General features: G+C 40.4%; 13 protein-coding genes. 9 read left to right on the top strand and 4 right to left on the bottom strand.

Annotation, left to right across the window (positions count from 1 at the left end; translation table 11 throughout):
* Positions 1-44: 44 nt before the first annotated feature.
* Both CEF22_RS15435 and CEF22_RS15430 read left to right on the top strand, forming a co-directional pair.
* Complete coding sequence (locus CEF22_RS15435) at positions 45-3,230, top strand: hypothetical protein (RefSeq protein ID WP_100403563.1); 3,186 nt, start codon at positions 45-47, stop codon at positions 3,228-3,230.
* A 155-nt stretch (positions 3,231-3,385) separates the two neighbouring features.
* Positions 3,386-4,744, top strand: a complete 1,359-nt coding sequence (locus CEF22_RS15430; RefSeq protein WP_100402120.1) for an IS1182 family transposase — start codon at positions 3,386-3,388, stop codon at positions 4,742-4,744.
* A 154-nt stretch (positions 4,745-4,898) separates the two neighbouring features.
* On the opposite strand, the gene CEF22_RS15425 is transcribed toward CEF22_RS15430, so the two are convergent.
* The gene (locus tag CEF22_RS15425; protein WP_232726140.1) at positions 4,899-5,636 is read right to left on the bottom strand and encodes a C39 family peptidase; all 738 of its coding nucleotides are present in this window, start codon (positions 5,634-5,636) and stop codon (positions 4,899-4,901) included.
* Positions 5,637-5,723: 87 nt separating this feature from the next.
* Positions 5,724-6,527 (bottom strand): polyamine aminopropyltransferase, encoded by an 804-nt coding sequence (speE, locus tag CEF22_RS15420; RefSeq protein ID WP_100404039.1) that lies wholly within the window; start codon positions 6,525-6,527, stop codon positions 5,724-5,726.
* A 247-nt stretch (positions 6,528-6,774) separates the two neighbouring features.
* Between speE and CEF22_RS15415 the strand changes: the two genes are divergently transcribed.
* From CEF22_RS15415 to CEF22_RS15405, 3 genes are read left to right on the top strand one after another with little or no spacing between them, the layout of a single operon-like run.
* Positions 6,775-7,023, top strand: coding sequence for a FeoA family protein (locus tag CEF22_RS15415; RefSeq protein WP_100403561.1), 249 nt, complete (start codon positions 6,775-6,777; stop codon positions 7,021-7,023).
* Positions 6,995-7,744, top strand: coding sequence for a FeoB small GTPase domain-containing protein (locus tag CEF22_RS15410; protein WP_100403560.1), 750 nt, complete (start codon positions 6,995-6,997; stop codon positions 7,742-7,744). Before CEF22_RS15415 ends, CEF22_RS15410 begins: the two co-directional genes overlap by 29 nt.
* Positions 7,707-9,107, top strand: a complete 1,401-nt coding sequence (locus CEF22_RS15405; RefSeq protein ID WP_100403559.1) for a nucleoside recognition domain-containing protein — start codon at positions 7,707-7,709, stop codon at positions 9,105-9,107. Before CEF22_RS15410 ends, CEF22_RS15405 begins: the two co-directional genes overlap by 38 nt.
* 85 nt (positions 9,108-9,192) lie before the next feature.
* Here CEF22_RS15405 and CEF22_RS15400 read toward each other — a convergent pair whose 3' ends face one another.
* The gene (locus CEF22_RS15400; protein ID WP_100403558.1) at positions 9,193-10,107 is read right to left on the bottom strand and encodes a DMT family transporter; all 915 of its coding nucleotides are present in this window, start codon (positions 10,105-10,107) and stop codon (positions 9,193-9,195) included.
* 116 nt (positions 10,108-10,223) lie between these two features.
* Between CEF22_RS15400 and CEF22_RS15395 the strand changes: the two genes are divergently transcribed.
* From CEF22_RS15395 to psiE, 4 genes are all read left to right on the top strand, one after another.
* Positions 10,224-11,573, top strand: coding sequence for an aminotransferase-like domain-containing protein (locus tag CEF22_RS15395; protein ID WP_100403557.1), 1,350 nt, complete (start codon positions 10,224-10,226; stop codon positions 11,571-11,573).
* A 34-nt stretch (positions 11,574-11,607) separates the two neighbouring features.
* Positions 11,608-13,563: a GTP-binding protein gene (locus tag CEF22_RS15390; protein WP_100403556.1), complete on the top strand. Its 1,956-nt coding sequence runs from the start codon at positions 11,608-11,610 to the stop codon at positions 13,561-13,563.
* Between the two features lie 88 nt (positions 13,564-13,651).
* Entirely contained in the window at positions 13,652-14,452 is an 801-nt protein-coding gene (locus CEF22_RS15385; protein ID WP_100403555.1) for a YwqG family protein, read from the top strand.
* A 300-nt stretch (positions 14,453-14,752) separates the two neighbouring features.
* Positions 14,753-15,196 (top strand): phosphate-starvation-inducible protein PsiE, encoded by a 444-nt coding sequence (psiE, locus tag CEF22_RS15380; protein WP_100403554.1) that lies wholly within the window; start codon positions 14,753-14,755, stop codon positions 15,194-15,196.
* Between the two features lie 111 nt (positions 15,197-15,307).
* Here psiE and CEF22_RS15375 read toward each other — a convergent pair whose 3' ends face one another.
* Complete coding sequence (locus tag CEF22_RS15375; RefSeq protein ID WP_232726215.1) at positions 15,308-15,889, bottom strand: class D sortase; 582 nt, start codon at positions 15,887-15,889, stop codon at positions 15,308-15,310.
* Positions 15,890-16,102: the final 213 nt, after the last annotated feature.

Here is a 16,102-nt window from a genome sequence, read left to right as displayed (position 1 = left end):
AGAATAAATATATAATATTTATCTTCTGAGAAAGGAACATTCAAATGAAGAAAGTAATGCTAGCGGTATTTGTAGGGTTGATTATTTTAGTGATGCCTATTTGTCTTTGGTTTCTAGAAAAGCAAAAACCACTAGAGGTGGCCGTCATTGATAAGACGGTTCCTGATGAATCATTTCGAGAACATCTCGGCCTCTCTTGGGTGTTAAATTATTTTAAGTATGTGAATGATGAAGGTGATTCTTTTGAAGCGGCCTCTGATTATATCGGGTTTGAGCCGAATGAAAAGGATCAATCGTACCGTACTCATCCTTTCCCTAAATCCTTTGCGGAGACAGATTTCATTTATTTGGCAGATGCGTACGGTGTTTACGAAGATGATTTACCATGGGTTGAAAAAGAGAGAGAGGGAGCACGTTCAAGTCTCGTCTATGGTGGATTAGAGGGCGAGGAATGGCAGAAAATCTTACAACGGTTAAATGCCGATAAACCAGTTACTTTTGTTGCTGAATTTAATTCCCTCGCTTCGCCAACAAAGGAAGATGTTCGAAAAAGCATGGAGGACTATCTTCAATTAGAATGGTCGGGGTGGATTGGTCGCTATTTTACTGAGCTTGATCCCTACAAGAACATGGAAATTCCTCAATGGATTGTTGAACGTTTTGGAGAAAAATGGGGTTATTCTGGAGCAGGATATATTTTAATCGACGATTTAAGTGGTGAAGTAGTTGTTCTAGAAGCAAATAAACATTTCAATGGTAATGGGATTCATATGGAGTTTACTGAGCAAGGAAATAAGAAGTTTGGTTTGGAAAAAAGTCCAAATTATCAATATTGGTTTGATATTGTGACGCCGAAAGCAAGAGGAGAAGCACTAGCCTATTATGATTGGGATCTGACAGATGAAGGTAAAAAGATGCTAAAAGATCGTAATATTCCTCTTCAGTTTGCGAGTGTGATCGAAACCACTCATGGACAGACGTCTAGTTATTATTTCGCTGGGGATTTCAATGATATAAGCCAAGTTCCTCAATTTTATCAATTGAAAGGATATGATTGGCTCAAAAAAACCTTTAGTCAAAATACAGATGAGCAATTTTTTTGGCAAACGTATGTACCAATGATGAAAGTGCTGTTAGAACAAGGTGAGCATGCAAAAACAAATGTTCAACCAAAACCAGCTCCTGAAAAGCAGAAAGAAACCGCTTATACATCAAGAGTCGTCAATGATTCATTTGAAGTTCGTGTTGGTGATGAGTGGAAGAAGCTGCCGATTAAAGGCGTCAATATTGGTATGGGGAAACCAAGCGTGTTCCCAGGGGAAGCGGCGATTACGGAAGAAGAATACTATCGTTGGTTCACATACATTGGAGAAATGGGTGCCAACTCTATTCGGGTGTACACGTTACATCCTCCTGGTTTTTATCATGCATTAAAACGATACAATGAGGAACATAAAGATCCAATTTACGTTTTTCACGGGGTATGGATTGAAGAGGAGTCACTAGTCGATACCCTCGATGCGTTTGCAAACAAACATACCGATGAATTTCAAGCAGAAATGAAGCGAATCACCGATGTTATTCACGGAAATGCTGTGATCAAGCCACGTCCAGGTCATGCTTCTGGTTTGTATAATTCGGATATTTCCCCTTACGTAATTGGGTGGATTATCGGTATCGAGTGGTATCCACAAATGGTGAAGGGTACGAATAATAAGCATGCGACGATTGGTGATTACAGTGGAACATATTTTCAAACGAAGAACGGAAGCCCGTTTGAGCACTGGTTAGCAAAGCAAATGGACACATTAGTGACCTATGAGAAGGATAAATATAACTGGGTACGTCCTGTTAGTTTCACGAACTGGGTGACGACCGATATATTAACGCATCCATCTGAACCAAATAAAGATGAAGATATAGTGAGTGTCAACCCTAATGTGATTGAAGCAAAAGGCGATATGAAGAAAACAAACCAATTCGCTTCTTATCACGTATACCCGTATTATCCGGACTTCTTTAACTATGAAAAAAAATATTTAAATTATATCGACCATCGAGGAGAGAAAAATAGCTACGCTGCGTATTTAAAGGATTTACACAAAGTGCATAAGATGCCGATCTTAATTGCTGAATTTGGTGTTCCAGCTTCACGTGGGTTAACACATGACAATCCATTTGGGCGAACACAAGGGTTCTTATCTGAAAAAGAACAAGGCGAAGTTGTTGTCGATATGTATGAGGATATTAAGCACGAGGGCTTGCTAGGGGGACTTGTTTTCACTTGGCAGGATGAGTGGTTTAAGCGGACATGGAATACGATGGATTATGACGATCCGGATCGTCGACCATTTTGGTCCAATTCGCAAACGAATGAGCAGCAATTTGGGCTCCTTAGCTTTGACCGACATAAGATCAAAGTAGACGGACAAATAAAGGATTGGAAAGAGACGAATCCGTTATACTCAAATGAAAAAGGCTTGTATGTTGATCATGATGAACGTTACTTGTATTTCCGAATTGATAAAGAGGCTATGCAAAAGGGAAATCCGGTAATTTTGTTGGATACGTTAGCGAATCAAGGGAATCATCGTTCGACGACAATTAAAAATATATCGTTCCAAGATGATGTGGACTTTATGATTACCTTGAATGGAAAGAAGGATTCGCGTATTCTAGTTGATTCGTATTATGATTTCTTCACGTATCAATATGGAGAAGATCTGAACATGTTAACACCGAAGCCGCCGCTTCCATCGGAAAATAGTGGGATTTTTCATCCGCAAAAATTTGCGTTAAATAAAGAGTTGTATATTCCGAGTACAGAAGAGGTCATTCCTTTTAGTGATTATGAGACAGGGAAATTGCGTCATGGCAATGGTAACCCAGATGCAGCGGATTATGATTCATTAGCCGATTATTATATGAATGAAAAAGAAGGCGTGATCGAAGTGAGAATTCCGTGGCTATTGTTAAACGTAAAAGACCCGAGCCAGCGAGATGTCGTGGGTGACTTATATAAACAAGGATTAACCGCCAGCAAGAAAATCGATGGAATTCAAGCAGGCCTCATCTGGGTAGACAATGGTCAAGTCATAGACTCCTTGCCGAAAATGAAAAACAACCAGCTCCCAACAATGCAAACATACACATGGGACACATGGAATCAACCGATCTACGAAGAAAGACTAAAACAATCGTACTATATTCTTCAAAAAGCGTTTAAATAGGTGCCTGTCACTCCTCGCATTTTGTCGAATAATGAAAAAGTGAAAGCCGCCAGTAGATGGCGGCTTCAGACTGTAGACAAACTCGATTTTATGGAGTTTGCCTACAGTCTTTTTTAATATAAAATGGAAGTAATATAAATTTTGAGGTGAGGACCATGCTTTCGAAACATAATCCTATTCAACGAGATCAAATAGAAATGATCGCTCTCGATCAATTAGTGCCGGAAAATCATTTAGTTCGTAAAATTGAGGCCGCGATTGATTTCTCTTTTATTTATGACTTAGTGAAGGATATGTATTCAGAAGTAGGTCGTCCGAGCATTGATCCAGTGATTTTGGTGAAGCTGACATTCATTCAATACACCTTCGGGATTCGCTCGATGCGTAAAACAATTGAAGAAGTGGAAACGAACATGGCTTATCGCTGGTTCTTAGGTTACGGCTTTCATGATAAAGTGCCACACTTCTCTACGTTCGGGAAAAATTATGAGCGTCGTTTTAAAGATACCGACCTGTTTGAACAAATTTTCTATCGTATATTAAAGGTAGCTGCGGAGAAGAAGTTAATCAGTGCCGAACACGTTTTTGTGGATTCTACTCATGTGAAGGCGAGTGCGAATAAGCGCAAATTCGAAAAGAAAGTGGTTCGCAAAGAAACAAGAGCGTATCAAGAACGCCTCCAAGAAGAGATTAATCAAGATCGTGAAGACCATGGAAAAAAGCCGTTTCCACCGGACAAGTTTGATAAAGAAGAATCCAAAGAAATCAAAGAAAGCACGACTGATCCAGAGAGTGGCTACTATGTGAAAGACGAACGTACGAAACAGTTCGCCTACTCCTTTCACGCAGCTACGGATCGCAAAGGTTTTGTACTCGGCACGATGGTGACGCCTGGAAATACACACGACAGTCAGATGTTAGAGCCATTGGTAGAGAAAGTGATTGAAAAAGTAGGGAAGCCTGAAGCTGTGGCCGCAGATGCCGCATACAAAACACCAGCGATTACAAGTTACTTATTGAAAAATGACATCACACCTGCCTTACCTTACACACGCCCACGTACGAAAGAAGGGTTCTTCCGAAAGCATGAATATGTGTACGATGAATACTTTGATTGTTATCTTTGCCCGGCAGGTGAAGTGTTGAACTATTCGACCACGAATAAAGAGGGCTATCGTGAGTATAAATCGCCCAAGCATATTTGTGCGACGTGCCCTTTCTTAGAGCGCTGTACAGCCAGTAAAGATCATCAAAAAGTGGTGACACGTCATATTTGGCAAGAATACGTGGAAGAGGCGGAACATCTGCGCCATCACCAAGAGGTTAAACCAATCTATGCGAAACGCAAAGAAACCGTTGAGCGTGTATTCGCAGATGCAAAAGAAAAGCATGGCATGCGTTGGACAACGTTAAGGGGACTTAAAAAATTGTCGATGCAAGCGATGCTTACTTTCGCTTCCATGAATTTGAAGAAGCTGGCAAGCTGGACTTGGCAAGGTCCAGAAACAGCCTAAGAAACGGTCTCGAAGAGGTCTGTTCTTCTCTCTATGGGCTTCAAATCTAATAAAAATTCAAAAGGGATTCGGAATGAGAGCATTCCGAACCCCCTTTTGTCTACAAACTGAAGCCGCCAGTAGATGGCGGCTTTTGTATGTGCTGAATGTTTTATTATTCCGCAATGGTAATCGCTTGTCGTCCCATTTGAATCCAGGCTTGTTCAAAGTCTGTCCGATTTACTTGAATATTTTTTTCTTCTTTCAAAGGATCGTTGATATAGACAAATTGTTCATCGTAGCCAGTGATGATGACACTGTGCTGATGATATGTCACTTTCATTGTACCTTCAGCCGTCTGCCAAGTTTCAAACTGATCCTCTGTCAATTGTTTATACTCCGCATTCGTAATGACCCAAACTGGTCGTCCTTGATTAATTTGTCCATATAAATCTTCTGGGTTTTTGCCCGTTAAATCAATCAACTGATCTTCAGCTACATACTGTGTCGTCAAAGCGATAATTGGCTCTACATATACACCTATGCCGCTTCGGTCAAATGTTTCCATATCACCAACAAACCCTTGATGCATATTGCCTCTGTAGTTACCTTCTTTAAAAGCCTCCTTAGCGATCTTGTTTGCTAGCTCCATTTTGTCGACTTCTTGTCCATAATAATGTAACAACATCGCTAAACTTGTCACTTCGCATCCTCGATTTAATTCCGGATTTTGTAAAATTAACGGTACGTCCGCTATTTTGTTACTGGTTGGACTAATAATAGAAGGTTTAGGAGGAGGACTTGTTGGTGGAGCCGCATTCTCCACTTCATATTTCTGTGTAAAAGCAAAGCAAGCTCCGATAAATAATACGGCTGCCAAACTAGCTCCTGTAAAGATCAGCTTTACGTTCAAAGTACCTCGCTCCTCGTGCGGGAGGTGCCTGTCACTCCCCATTTTTTGTCGAATAGAGGCTACCCGATGAAGAGGGTAGCCTGCTCTTTATTTTCTCATAAAAGATGGCAATGCAAAGCTTGCTTGTAGAATCTCTTGATTAAAATACTTCATTGTTTGTTCGTAGTCTGGTGTGATGAATGCCTCATACTGCTTCGAGGCAAGAGTGAAACTCCATAGTCCTCCTGGATAGGTTGGCACAACAGCTACATACTGCTTCGTAATCGGGAATAGTTGCTGCAATGAGTGATACGTGTTTTCCATCACCTCACGATAAAAGAGTGGCGATTCACTTTGACACACCATTAAGCCATCTTCTTTCAGTGCGTGAAACACATTTTCATAAAAATCAAATTCAAATAATTGCGCCGCTGGTCCAACAGGATCGGAGGAGTCGACAATAATAACATCAAATTCATTTTTATGTTCTTTCATATATTGAATGCCATCTTTGAAAAGATAATGAATGCGTTCATCCTCAAGTCCTGCTGAAACGCCTTTCAAATGCTCCTTGCTCGCTTGGACAACTAATTCATCAATTTCACAAAAATGGAGTTGTTCCACTTGTTTGTATTTCATTACTTCTCGGGCAGCACCGCAATCTCCGCCACCGATAATTAATACTTTTTTCGGATGAAGGTGAATATGTAATGGCACATGAGTAATCATCTCATTATAAATATATCCATCCTGCTCAGTCGATTGCACGACTCCATCTAATACTAGCATTCTACCAAAGTCATATGTATCAACAACCATAATATGTTGATACGGTGATTGCTCGTTATAGATAATTTCTTTTAACCGATAGCTCACTTTTAAATTGTCGCGATCATCTTCTACTAACCACATCTCTCCGTTGATTTCATGAATATATGGTGGGACGCTTATTTTTTGCACAATATAACCCCCTATAATTTACTTTTCTACCATTCATATTAGTGAATTGTTTGATATATGGCAATGAGAAAATTTTTGCCCATGGTTCTTTCGAAAAAGTTTGACAGATGAAAAATTGATGCATATGATAAAGATATAAAAATTGCACAAAGGAAACTTTGTGATTGTCGTCCAAATTATAAGGTGGGGGTATAAGGTGATGAGCCAGATGATTGCTCTACATGAAGCGAAAATCGGTGACGTAATTAAAATAACTCAGCTCGATATAACAGGTACGATGAGAAGAAGATTGCTAGATTTAGGATTTATACCATCAGCTGAAGTGAAAGTATTGCAAAAGAGCCCACTTGGTGATCCGATCGCCTTTTGGGTCAGTCATACGACGATAGCGCTTCGAAAAGAAGAGAGCGCTAAAATTTATGGGGAGGTGGTTAGAAGTGAAGTATAGAATCGCTTTAGCAGGTAACCCGAATGTCGGAAAGAGCACGTTGTTCAATGAGCTGACAGGGTTGAAACAGCACACAGGCAATTGGCCGGGAAAAACAGTGATGCACGCAGAAGGAGAGTTTTCCTTCAAAGGAAAGGATTATACAATTATTGATTTGCCTGGGACGTACTCACTTTTTTCCAACTCAGCTGACGAAGAGGTGGCAAGAGATTATATCGTCTTGGAGCATCCAGACTTAACGATCGTCTTATTGGATGCTACTTCGATTGAACGAAACTTAAATTTAGCGTTACAAGTATTAGAGATGACTGACAAAGTGATCGTCTGTATTAATTTAATAGATGAAGCGAAGAAAAAAGGGATTTTCATCGATGATCGAGCGCTTATGAAGAGGCTTGGTGTTCCGGTAATCAAGATTTCGGCTCGTAATAAAGTGGGGATCGATCAATTGCTAGATACAGTTGATCGGATGATGGATGGTAAAATTACCACTGCTCCTTATCGCATGGAATACTCACAAGAAATAGAAGACAAGATTGCGATCCTGATTCCTTCGATTGAAAAAATATTTGATCAAAACATTCCAGCACGTTGGCTCGCTTTACGTCTTCTTGACGGAGATCAATCTCTTTTCCAAGCTTATTTTGACAAAAAAGGTAGACAGCAAAAGGGGGAGACACAATATGACGTCGCCTATGAGACAAACAGCCAACAGCTATGATGAATTGTTTCAGTTAGCTCAATCCTTATCTAATGAAGGGATTCGTGATGAAGTTGTCACGAATACGTATAAAACGTCTAAAGAGATTTGTAATCAAACGGTCGCTTATAAAGATCTAGAGAAAATGAAGCAAACGGAGAAGCTTGATCAAATTTTCACCTCGAAAATATGGGGCTTCCCGATTATGCTAGCGATGTTAGGTATCGTGTTTTATATTACGATTGCTGGGGCGAACGTTCCTTCCGGGATGCTAGCAGATATGTTCAACTGGTTTGAAGGATATTTAACGACCTTTTTCATATGGGTGAATGCTCCAGATTGGTTATACGGTGTGCTTGTGCTCGGATTTTATCGAGGTACAGCTTGGGTCGTCAGTGTCATGCTACCGCCGATGGCGATCTTTTTCCCGATGTTTGCCTTGTTGGAAAACTACGGTTATTTGCCGCGTGTGGCTTTTAATATGGATCGGTTGTTTAAAGGAGCCGGTGCACATGGAAAGCAGTCGTTAACGATGGCGATGGGATTCGGCTGTAACGCAGCGGCGATCATGTCGACGAGAATTATTGAATCGCCACGTGAGCGAATGCTAGCGATTTTGACGAATAACTTTGTTCCGTGTAATGGACGTTGGCCGACGTTAATCTTGCTAGCTTCCTTATTTATGGCGGTCGGTTTTTCCGGAACGATGGGTACACTCGTGACGGCTGGTGTCGTGATGGGAATGGTGCTTTTCGGCATTGTTGTTACGTTAGTCGTTTCGTGGGTGTTATCAAAAACAGCCTTGAAGGGTGTTCCGACACATTATACGTTAGAACTACCTCCTTATCGCCGTCCGAAGTTTTGGAATACGGTCATTCGTGCCACGCTGGATAAGTCCTTGTTCGTGTTAAAAAGAGCGGTCGTTGTAGCGGCTCCTGCTGGTGTGTTCACGTGGATCGCTGCCAACATTTTCATCGGAGATACGAGTGTGTTAATGTACATCGTGAACTTCCTTGACCCGTTCGCTCAAACATTAGGGTTAGATGGTTTTATCTTAATGGCTTTCATCTTAGGGATGCCAGCGAATGAAATTGTCTTGCCGATCCTGATGATGGGTTACTTATCAACAGGTGCGATGACAGAAGTGGAAGACTTGAATGCCATTAAACAAATCTTTCTTGATCACAATTGGACGTGGCTAACAGCATTAAACATGATGCTATTCTCACTGCTTCATTTCCCATGCGGTACCACACTTATTAACATTTATAAAGAAACAAAAAGCAAAAAATGGACCTTCGCTGCTTTCGCTATTCCAACAGCGATCGCCATCGTCGTCACATTTGTCGTGGCACAAGTCGTGCGCGGCTTTGGCTGGGTGTAAGTAGATAGGTGCCTGTCACTCCCCGAGTTTTGTCGAATGAACACTAAAAAAACCGCCTTTGTTTTAGGCGGTTTTTTGTGTTTGGCTAGTTTGCTTTCGGCTGTTTTTGCCCCAATAAATTAGTACCGATCACTCCGACAAGAATCACTGTCGCACCAATAAGATGATAATATTGAAGCGTTTCATTTAAGAAAATCACACCAGCTAGGATCGTCACTAAAGTGGCTAAATTACTAAACACACTCATTTTCGATGCTTCGATTTTAGACAAAGCATAATTAGATAAAAAAGATGTGCAAAGTGATGATAGAACGCCTAAATACAAGACAGCACCAACGAACTCAAGACTTAAAAAAGGTGAAAAAAAGTGAGTCAAAGATTTGTCGATGAGATGGTTCGTGATGGCGATGCTGTTAAACGAAATAAATCCAAAGAAGGTTATGACATAAGTCAAAGTAAATAGAGAATACCGCTTCGTTAGTTTTCTAGCTAATACATTATAGCAGGAAGAGGATAAGGCAGATAAAAGAATGAGCATGGCTCCTTTAAAACTGTAAGCCTCTACATTCAAACCATTCATAGTGAAAATATAGATGACACCAGCTACGGATAAAAAGATGAAGAATTTTTGCCAAATGCTCGACTGTTCTTTTAGAAAAATAGTAGCTAGAATCAATGTGAAAATTGGAATGGTCGATTGGATAATCCCTGCTTCAGAAGAAGTCGTGTACACAAGGCCAAACACTTGAAAAGTGAAAAATAGCGTCGGATATAGCAGTGCCAACGGAAGAATTGGCAAGATACTTTTCATCGTTATTTTTATTTTGACCTTCTTTAGTAAAATCGGAATGGTTGCGAAAACGAAAGCAATGGTGAATCGATGGGCTAACGTATCAAGCGGACTCGCTTCTGTTAGCGCGATTTTCACAAACATAAACGAGAAACCAATAATCAAAGTATATAAGAGAGCCGCCATGTAGGCTTTTTTATGTGTCGTCATTTGTTCAATCTCCTTTTCTATGAACCGGCCGGGTAACTATATCGTATGAAAAGAGGAGATCATGTACAATAACAATAAAAGCAATCTGTAACGGTACAGTTCGTAAGGAGAAGATGATGTATAAGTATTTGTCGCTATTAAATGAGTTAGAGTCAATGATTCAAACAGAGCGGTTGAAAGAGGGGGAGAAGCTTCCCTCTATTCGTACCTTATCCGAACGATATTCATGCAGTAAAAGTACAGCAATAAAAGCTCTTCAAGAACTAGAAAAAAGACATATGGTGTACTCTGTTCCGAAGAGTGGATACTATGTTGTCAAAAAAAGCTTTGATGACCAGTCTCATCAAAAAGAAGAGATTGATTTTGCTACTTCTGCACCAGATTGGCATCAGTTTCCCTATGTAGATTTTCAACATTGTATTAATAAAGCAATAGATACGTACCAGCAAGAATTATTCGTTTATGGAACACCAAAAGGTTTACCTTCCTTGATCAAAGTAGTGCAAAAGCAGTTAGAACAGTATCAAGTGTTTACAAAAACAGAAAATATTTTTATTACATCGGGTGTTCAGCAAGCACTGTATATCTTAAATGTGCTCGAATTTCCGAATAACAAAGCAAAAATACTAGTGGAGCAACCAAGCTATCATTTATATCTTGAACACATTCAGGTTCACCAACTGTCTGCTATTGGGATCGAAAGAACAGCGGACGGAATTAATCTAGAAGAGTTAGAGAGAATTTTTAGTAGCGGAGAGATTAAATTTTTTTACACGATGCCGAGATTTCATAACCCGTTAGGAACGTCTTATTCTAAAAGGGAGAAAGAAGAGATTCTAAGACTGGCTGTGAAGTATGATGTGTACATCGTCGAGGATGATTATTTAGCGGACTTTGAGCAAGATTCAAAGGTAGATCCAATTTTCTCTTACGATACAAATGATCGCGTCATTTACTTAAAAAGCTTTTCCAAAATTATGTTTCCTGGGCTCCGAGTGGGCGTGGCGGTCCTGCCTGACCCATTAATTGAGAGATTCGGGCAATATAAAAGAGTAACAGATATTGATAGCTCTATGATTTCACAAGCAGCTTTAGAAATTTACATAAAAAGCGGCATGTTTGATCGGCATAAAAGTAAGGTACGCCATTCTTATATAGCTCGTTCTAATGCGCTTTATGAGGCGCTCGAAAAATACGTAGCACTAGGAAACTTTCACCGTCCTTCTTCCTTATGCATGAAGTCACATCTTTCATTGCCAAACGATGTGAATATCAACAGACTCATTCAAAATTTAAAAAGCAAACAAGTACGGTTAGATACAATGGGTGGAAATTATTTAAGTGATGTCCATCGAGAAAAAATCATCAAATTAAACGTATCCAATGTTGACGAGTCAAAAATTGAGCAAGGAGTACGGCTCATTGTACAAGAAATAAATAATAGTAGAGGTCATCTTTTCTTTTGATATACTTTGAGGTAGAGCGAAAAGAGGTGGCTATATGAAAAAAACAATTGGTATTTTGGCACATGTTGATGCTGGGAAGACGACTTTTTCGGAACAGCTTTTATTTCATACGAAGAGCATTAAACAAAGAGGACGGGTTGATCATCAAGAGGCATTTTTGGATCATCATGAGCTAGAGCGGCAAAGAGGGATTACGGTATTTGCTGATCAAGCGGTAATGTCTTATCGTGACTCAACCTATTATTTAATCGACAACCCGGGACATGTCGATTTTTCTGCTGAGATGGAACGTTCGATTCAAGTATTAGATTATGCGATTGTGCTCATTAGCGCGGTCGAAGGAATCGAGGGGCATACAGAAACGGTGTGGCAACTACTTCGCAAACACGACATCCCGACATTTTTCTTTATTAATAAAATTGATCGGGTCGGGGCTGATGTGGAAGGTGTGTTAGAAGAACTACGGAGTGAATTCTCTCCAGATATTTGTGAGATGCCAAACTCTTTTCATCCAATGGAAATGGATGAAGAGACGATTGAGTTTTTGGCAGAGCGAGATGAACAGCTGTTAGAGCAATACATGGCAGAAGGATATCAGCCGGAGTTATGGTTGACGACGATGAAGAAATTAATGCAAAACGGTGAATTATTTCCATGTACAAGTGGCTCCGCTTTGCAAGATGTTGGTGTCCGCGAATTTTTTGATATGTTTGATCAGTTAACGGACACCCGTTTTCCAGAAGATGAGATGTTTTCTGGTCGCGTGTACAAAGTTCGTCATGAGGACAATGGCACGAGAATCACGTTTGTGAAGGCGTTGAGCGGGACGCTGCGTGTCCGCGATGAAATTAACTATGACGGTGCGACCGAAAAGGTGACGCAAATTAGAAAGTATAGCGGACAAAAATTTCAAACGGTCGATCAAGTTAGCGCTGGAGAACTGTTTGCGGTTGTCGGACTAACAAAGGCAGAAGCTGGCGATGGTATCGGTACGTTAACTGAAAAAGCGGTGTATGAAATGGTGCCGACGTTAAAGTCAAAAGTGATAGTCGAGACAAATGTTCATATGAAAGAAGTGCTGCGCTGCTTTCAAATACTCGATGCAGAAGACCCGGCGTTAGCGGTTACTTGGGATGAGTCTTTGCAACAGATTCACATTCATGTGATGGGACCGATTCAATTGGAAGTGCTAAAGCAAGTCGTGAAAGAGCGCTTTGGCTTCGATGTTTCATTTGCCGAGCCGAATATTTTATACAAAGAGACGATTGAAACGGAAGTGATTGGCTACGGGCATTTTGAGCCGCTTGGTCATTACGCCGAGGTGCAGCTAAAACTAGAACCTGCTGCTAGCAACAGCGGTATCCACTTTGAAAATGCTTGCCATCCGAATGATTTGCCAGTCGGAAACCAAAATCTTGTTCGTCATCATCTGTTTGAAAAGGAGCATCGAGGTGTGTTGACGGGTTCGCCATTAACCGATCTCAAAGTAACCTTGCTCAATGGACGGGCACATTTGCAGCATACATCGGGTGGGGATTTTCGTGAGGCGACGATTCGCGCTTTAAGACAAGGGCTTGAAAAAACGAGGAACGTGTTGTTAGAGCCTTTTTATCAGTTTAAAATCAAAGTCGATATCGACCAAATGGGCAAAGTGTTAGCTGATATTCAAACGGCTCATGGCTCTTTTGAACCTCCGATTACAGAGGGAAACAAAGCGACCTTAATAGGCAAAGTTCCTGTCGTGACTTTTATGCACTACAGTACCGAACTTGCGGCATTCACCCAAGGAAAAGGGCGGATTCACTTAAGCTTTGGCGGCTACGACCGCTGCCATAATGAAGCAGAAGTGATCGAAGCGATTGGCTACAACAAAGACGCTGATCCCGACTACACCTCCTCCTCCATCTTCTGCTCCAAAGGACAAGGATACAGCGTTCCTTGGGATCAAGTAGAAGGTGCCTGTCACTGCCCGATTTTTGTCGAAAAATAAGGGTGGAAATGAATGGGCGTATCAGTTAAAATAAGAACATACGTTTCTAGTTTGTCTAAATTTTGATTGAGGGAAAGGAAGAGAGTCCATGTCTAATCATCATCCACTTCATTTACCAAAGGAATTAGAGTTGTATCGTGAGAAGCTCGAACAATCGGTTCAGCCAGTCGTAACAATAGAGGGAAGCTGCACATCGACTACTTTGTTTGAAAGTAAATTTGCGGGTCACCCATATTTGCCTAAGTCGATCGAGCATCCAAAAGGTGAAGACGACGTGCCACTTCGTTTGTTAGCACAAATTAATTTTGCAGAAGTACCACGCCTTGATCATTTTCCTGAAAAAGGCATATTGCAATTTTATCTTGCCGCAAATGATGACTTATTTGGAATGGACTTTGATGAACCAACGAATCAAACGAACTTCCGCATTCTGTACCACTCAGACGTTACAACTGATGAATCCGAGCTTGTGACTGATTTCAGCTATATGGAAGAGCCGGATGAGGAGTATTTTCCAGTAGGAAAGGAAGCGAAATTGTCATTTACGTTAAATGAAGAGCCGATTTCCGATGGAGACTATCGCTTTGAACACCTTTCGATCGACTTGGAGCAAGAGACGGGTGATGGAACAGAATTATGGGACGTATATGCTGAGCATTTTGCAGGTACAGGTGCTAAAATCGGCGGTTATCCTTTCTTTACCCAAGAAGACCCGCGCAGCTATGAAGAACAATATCAACAGCATAATATTTTATTACTTCAAATTGATACCGACGATGATCTTGATATTATGTGGGGAGATAGTGGTGTCGGCAATTTCTTTATTACGAAAGAGGATTTAGAGAAGCTTGATTTTTCCAACGTGATGTATAATTGGGATTGCTGTTGAGGGAGCTATAATAGAATGAAAGGCACAGGCTTGAATACATTAACGTATTTGAGCGTGTGCTTTTTTGCATGGTGGTGGACTTCAAAGTATTGATTTTGTGATAAAATGAAATCGGTTATTTTATCCCGCATTAACGGGCTGTAAGACTCCCACCTCAACAGGGCAGGAAAAGCGCAGACATGTAGGTGGGAGATCAACAGCCCGTAAACGCCCGATCCGTTCAACTAACAATCAGTGGGGGATGAAGAAAACCCCTACTGATTGAAGTTTCACTTTATAATCAGGAAGGGAGGGGAATGAATGCAAAAAATCAAACAAGGGTATAGTTTCTTTTTGCGTTTCTTTCCAAAGTTACAACAAGTTTTATTAAATGTTTCACTTGTTTTTCTTGCGATCATTTTATCTTTTTTATTAATAAAAGAGTTGTTCGTTTTCGGCCATATTTTAATAGCTGACGAGCAGGCAGATTATCAATTGTATCTAGCTAACATTCTGATTTTCTTTCTGTATTTTGAGTTTATCGCAATGATTGTGAAGTATTTCAAAGAAGAATACCACTTTCCACTTCGCTATTTCCTCTATATTGGTATTACCGCGATGATAAGATTGATCATCGTTGATCATGATGATGCGTTGAATACATTATTTTATTCACTTGTTATCTTAATTTTAATTGTTTCCTATTTTATTTTGAATTTCACTCCACGTGATCGCCCGGATAGCAAGTGGTTTTTTAAGAAATAAGCGTAGTGAAATATCGGGTTAAAAGAGAGAAGGTGAAGTATGGGTTTAGTAACCACAAACCCCAGCAAGCACTCCTATTTATAAGGAGCACTTGCTGGGGTTTTTCTATAGTTACTCCTCACCCTCCACCGGATAAGCATAAGCAACGAAGCGTTCGGGAGCATTGCCCACAAATCTAAATGGGTAACAAGTTGTGACGACAAGCACTTCTTCTCCCATTTCTCTAATGACAGATGTGTCGTCTTCGTCGACGATTTCTGTTTGCTTGATCACATAAGAGTAAGAGCCGTATGGCATATGGACGGTGAAGGTATCGCCGATCTCGATTTGATTGAATTCCCGAAAAACGGTGTCTCGGTGGCCTGATAAGACAATTTGTTCTCCTTGGCCTGGAAGAACCGATTGGGATAAATGTCCAATTCCTTTACTTAGTGAATCGGCATCTGTTCCTTCAATAACAGGGATTTCTTTGTCTAATTTCGGAATTTCAAGTGTGGAAAAAGCCTCGTTTTCCTTCACATTAAAGGTGTCTACTGTCGCATGATCTGATGGTGACTCTTTATATTTTGCAATACGCGCCTCCGCTTCTTGCATGGACTCGTTTTGAAGCTTTTCGCTTTGTAGAAACTGGTAGGCAAATATGCCGATAAAAACAATTCCAGCTCCAAAAGTAAGATTACGCATCCATTTCAGCAAAGTAATCTCTCCTTTCTATCTTTCATCTACATAAATGGGTAATTTTATCATATCAGGATTGTTAAGAAAACGATATCCTTACCGTTGCTTTAAATTGCAATTTAGTCATCATTTAGAAAAATATATACATTACTAAAATCATAAATGATACATATATATTACTGCCTTTTATCGAGTTTTGTTCGATATATAAATAGTGAAAAGGAGCGG

Origin of the sequence: Bacillus sp. FJAT-42315 (assembly GCF_002797375.1) — a bacterium.
Lineage (GTDB): Bacteria > Bacillota > Bacilli > Bacillales > Domibacillaceae > Bacillus_CE.
Note: the sequence above shows the minus strand (reverse complement) of the source record. Positions and strands in the feature narration are given on the sequence as shown.

Excerpts from the sequence above, each read along its gene's own strand:
- CEF22_RS15435 (WP_100403563.1), top strand. The coding sequence starts at position 45 with ATGAAGAAAGTAATGCTAGCGGTATTTGTAGGGTTGATTATTTTAGTG.
- CEF22_RS15430 (WP_100402120.1), top strand. The coding sequence starts at position 3,386 with ATGCTTTCGAAACATAATCCTATTCAACGAGATCAAATAGAAATGATC.
- speE (WP_100404039.1), bottom strand. The coding sequence starts at position 6,527 with ATGTGGTTAGTAGAAGATGATCGCGACAATTTAAAAGTGAGCTATCGG.
- CEF22_RS15415 (WP_100403561.1), top strand. The coding sequence starts at position 6,775 with ATGAGCCAGATGATTGCTCTACATGAAGCGAAAATCGGTGACGTAATT.
- CEF22_RS15410 (WP_100403560.1), top strand. The coding sequence starts at position 6,995 with ATGGGGAGGTGGTTAGAAGTGAAGTATAGAATCGCTTTAGCAGGTAAC.
- CEF22_RS15405 (WP_100403559.1), top strand. The coding sequence starts at position 7,707 with ATGACGTCGCCTATGAGACAAACAGCCAACAGCTATGATGAATTGTTT.
- CEF22_RS15400 (WP_100403558.1), bottom strand. The coding sequence starts at position 10,107 with ATGACGACACATAAAAAAGCCTACATGGCGGCTCTCTTATATACTTTG.
- CEF22_RS15395 (WP_100403557.1), top strand. The coding sequence starts at position 10,224 with ATGTATAAGTATTTGTCGCTATTAAATGAGTTAGAGTCAATGATTCAA.
- CEF22_RS15390 (WP_100403556.1), top strand. The coding sequence starts at position 11,608 with ATGAAAAAAACAATTGGTATTTTGGCACATGTTGATGCTGGGAAGACG.
- CEF22_RS15385 (WP_100403555.1), top strand. The coding sequence starts at position 13,652 with ATGTCTAATCATCATCCACTTCATTTACCAAAGGAATTAGAGTTGTAT.
- psiE (WP_100403554.1), top strand. The coding sequence starts at position 14,753 with ATGCAAAAAATCAAACAAGGGTATAGTTTCTTTTTGCGTTTCTTTCCA.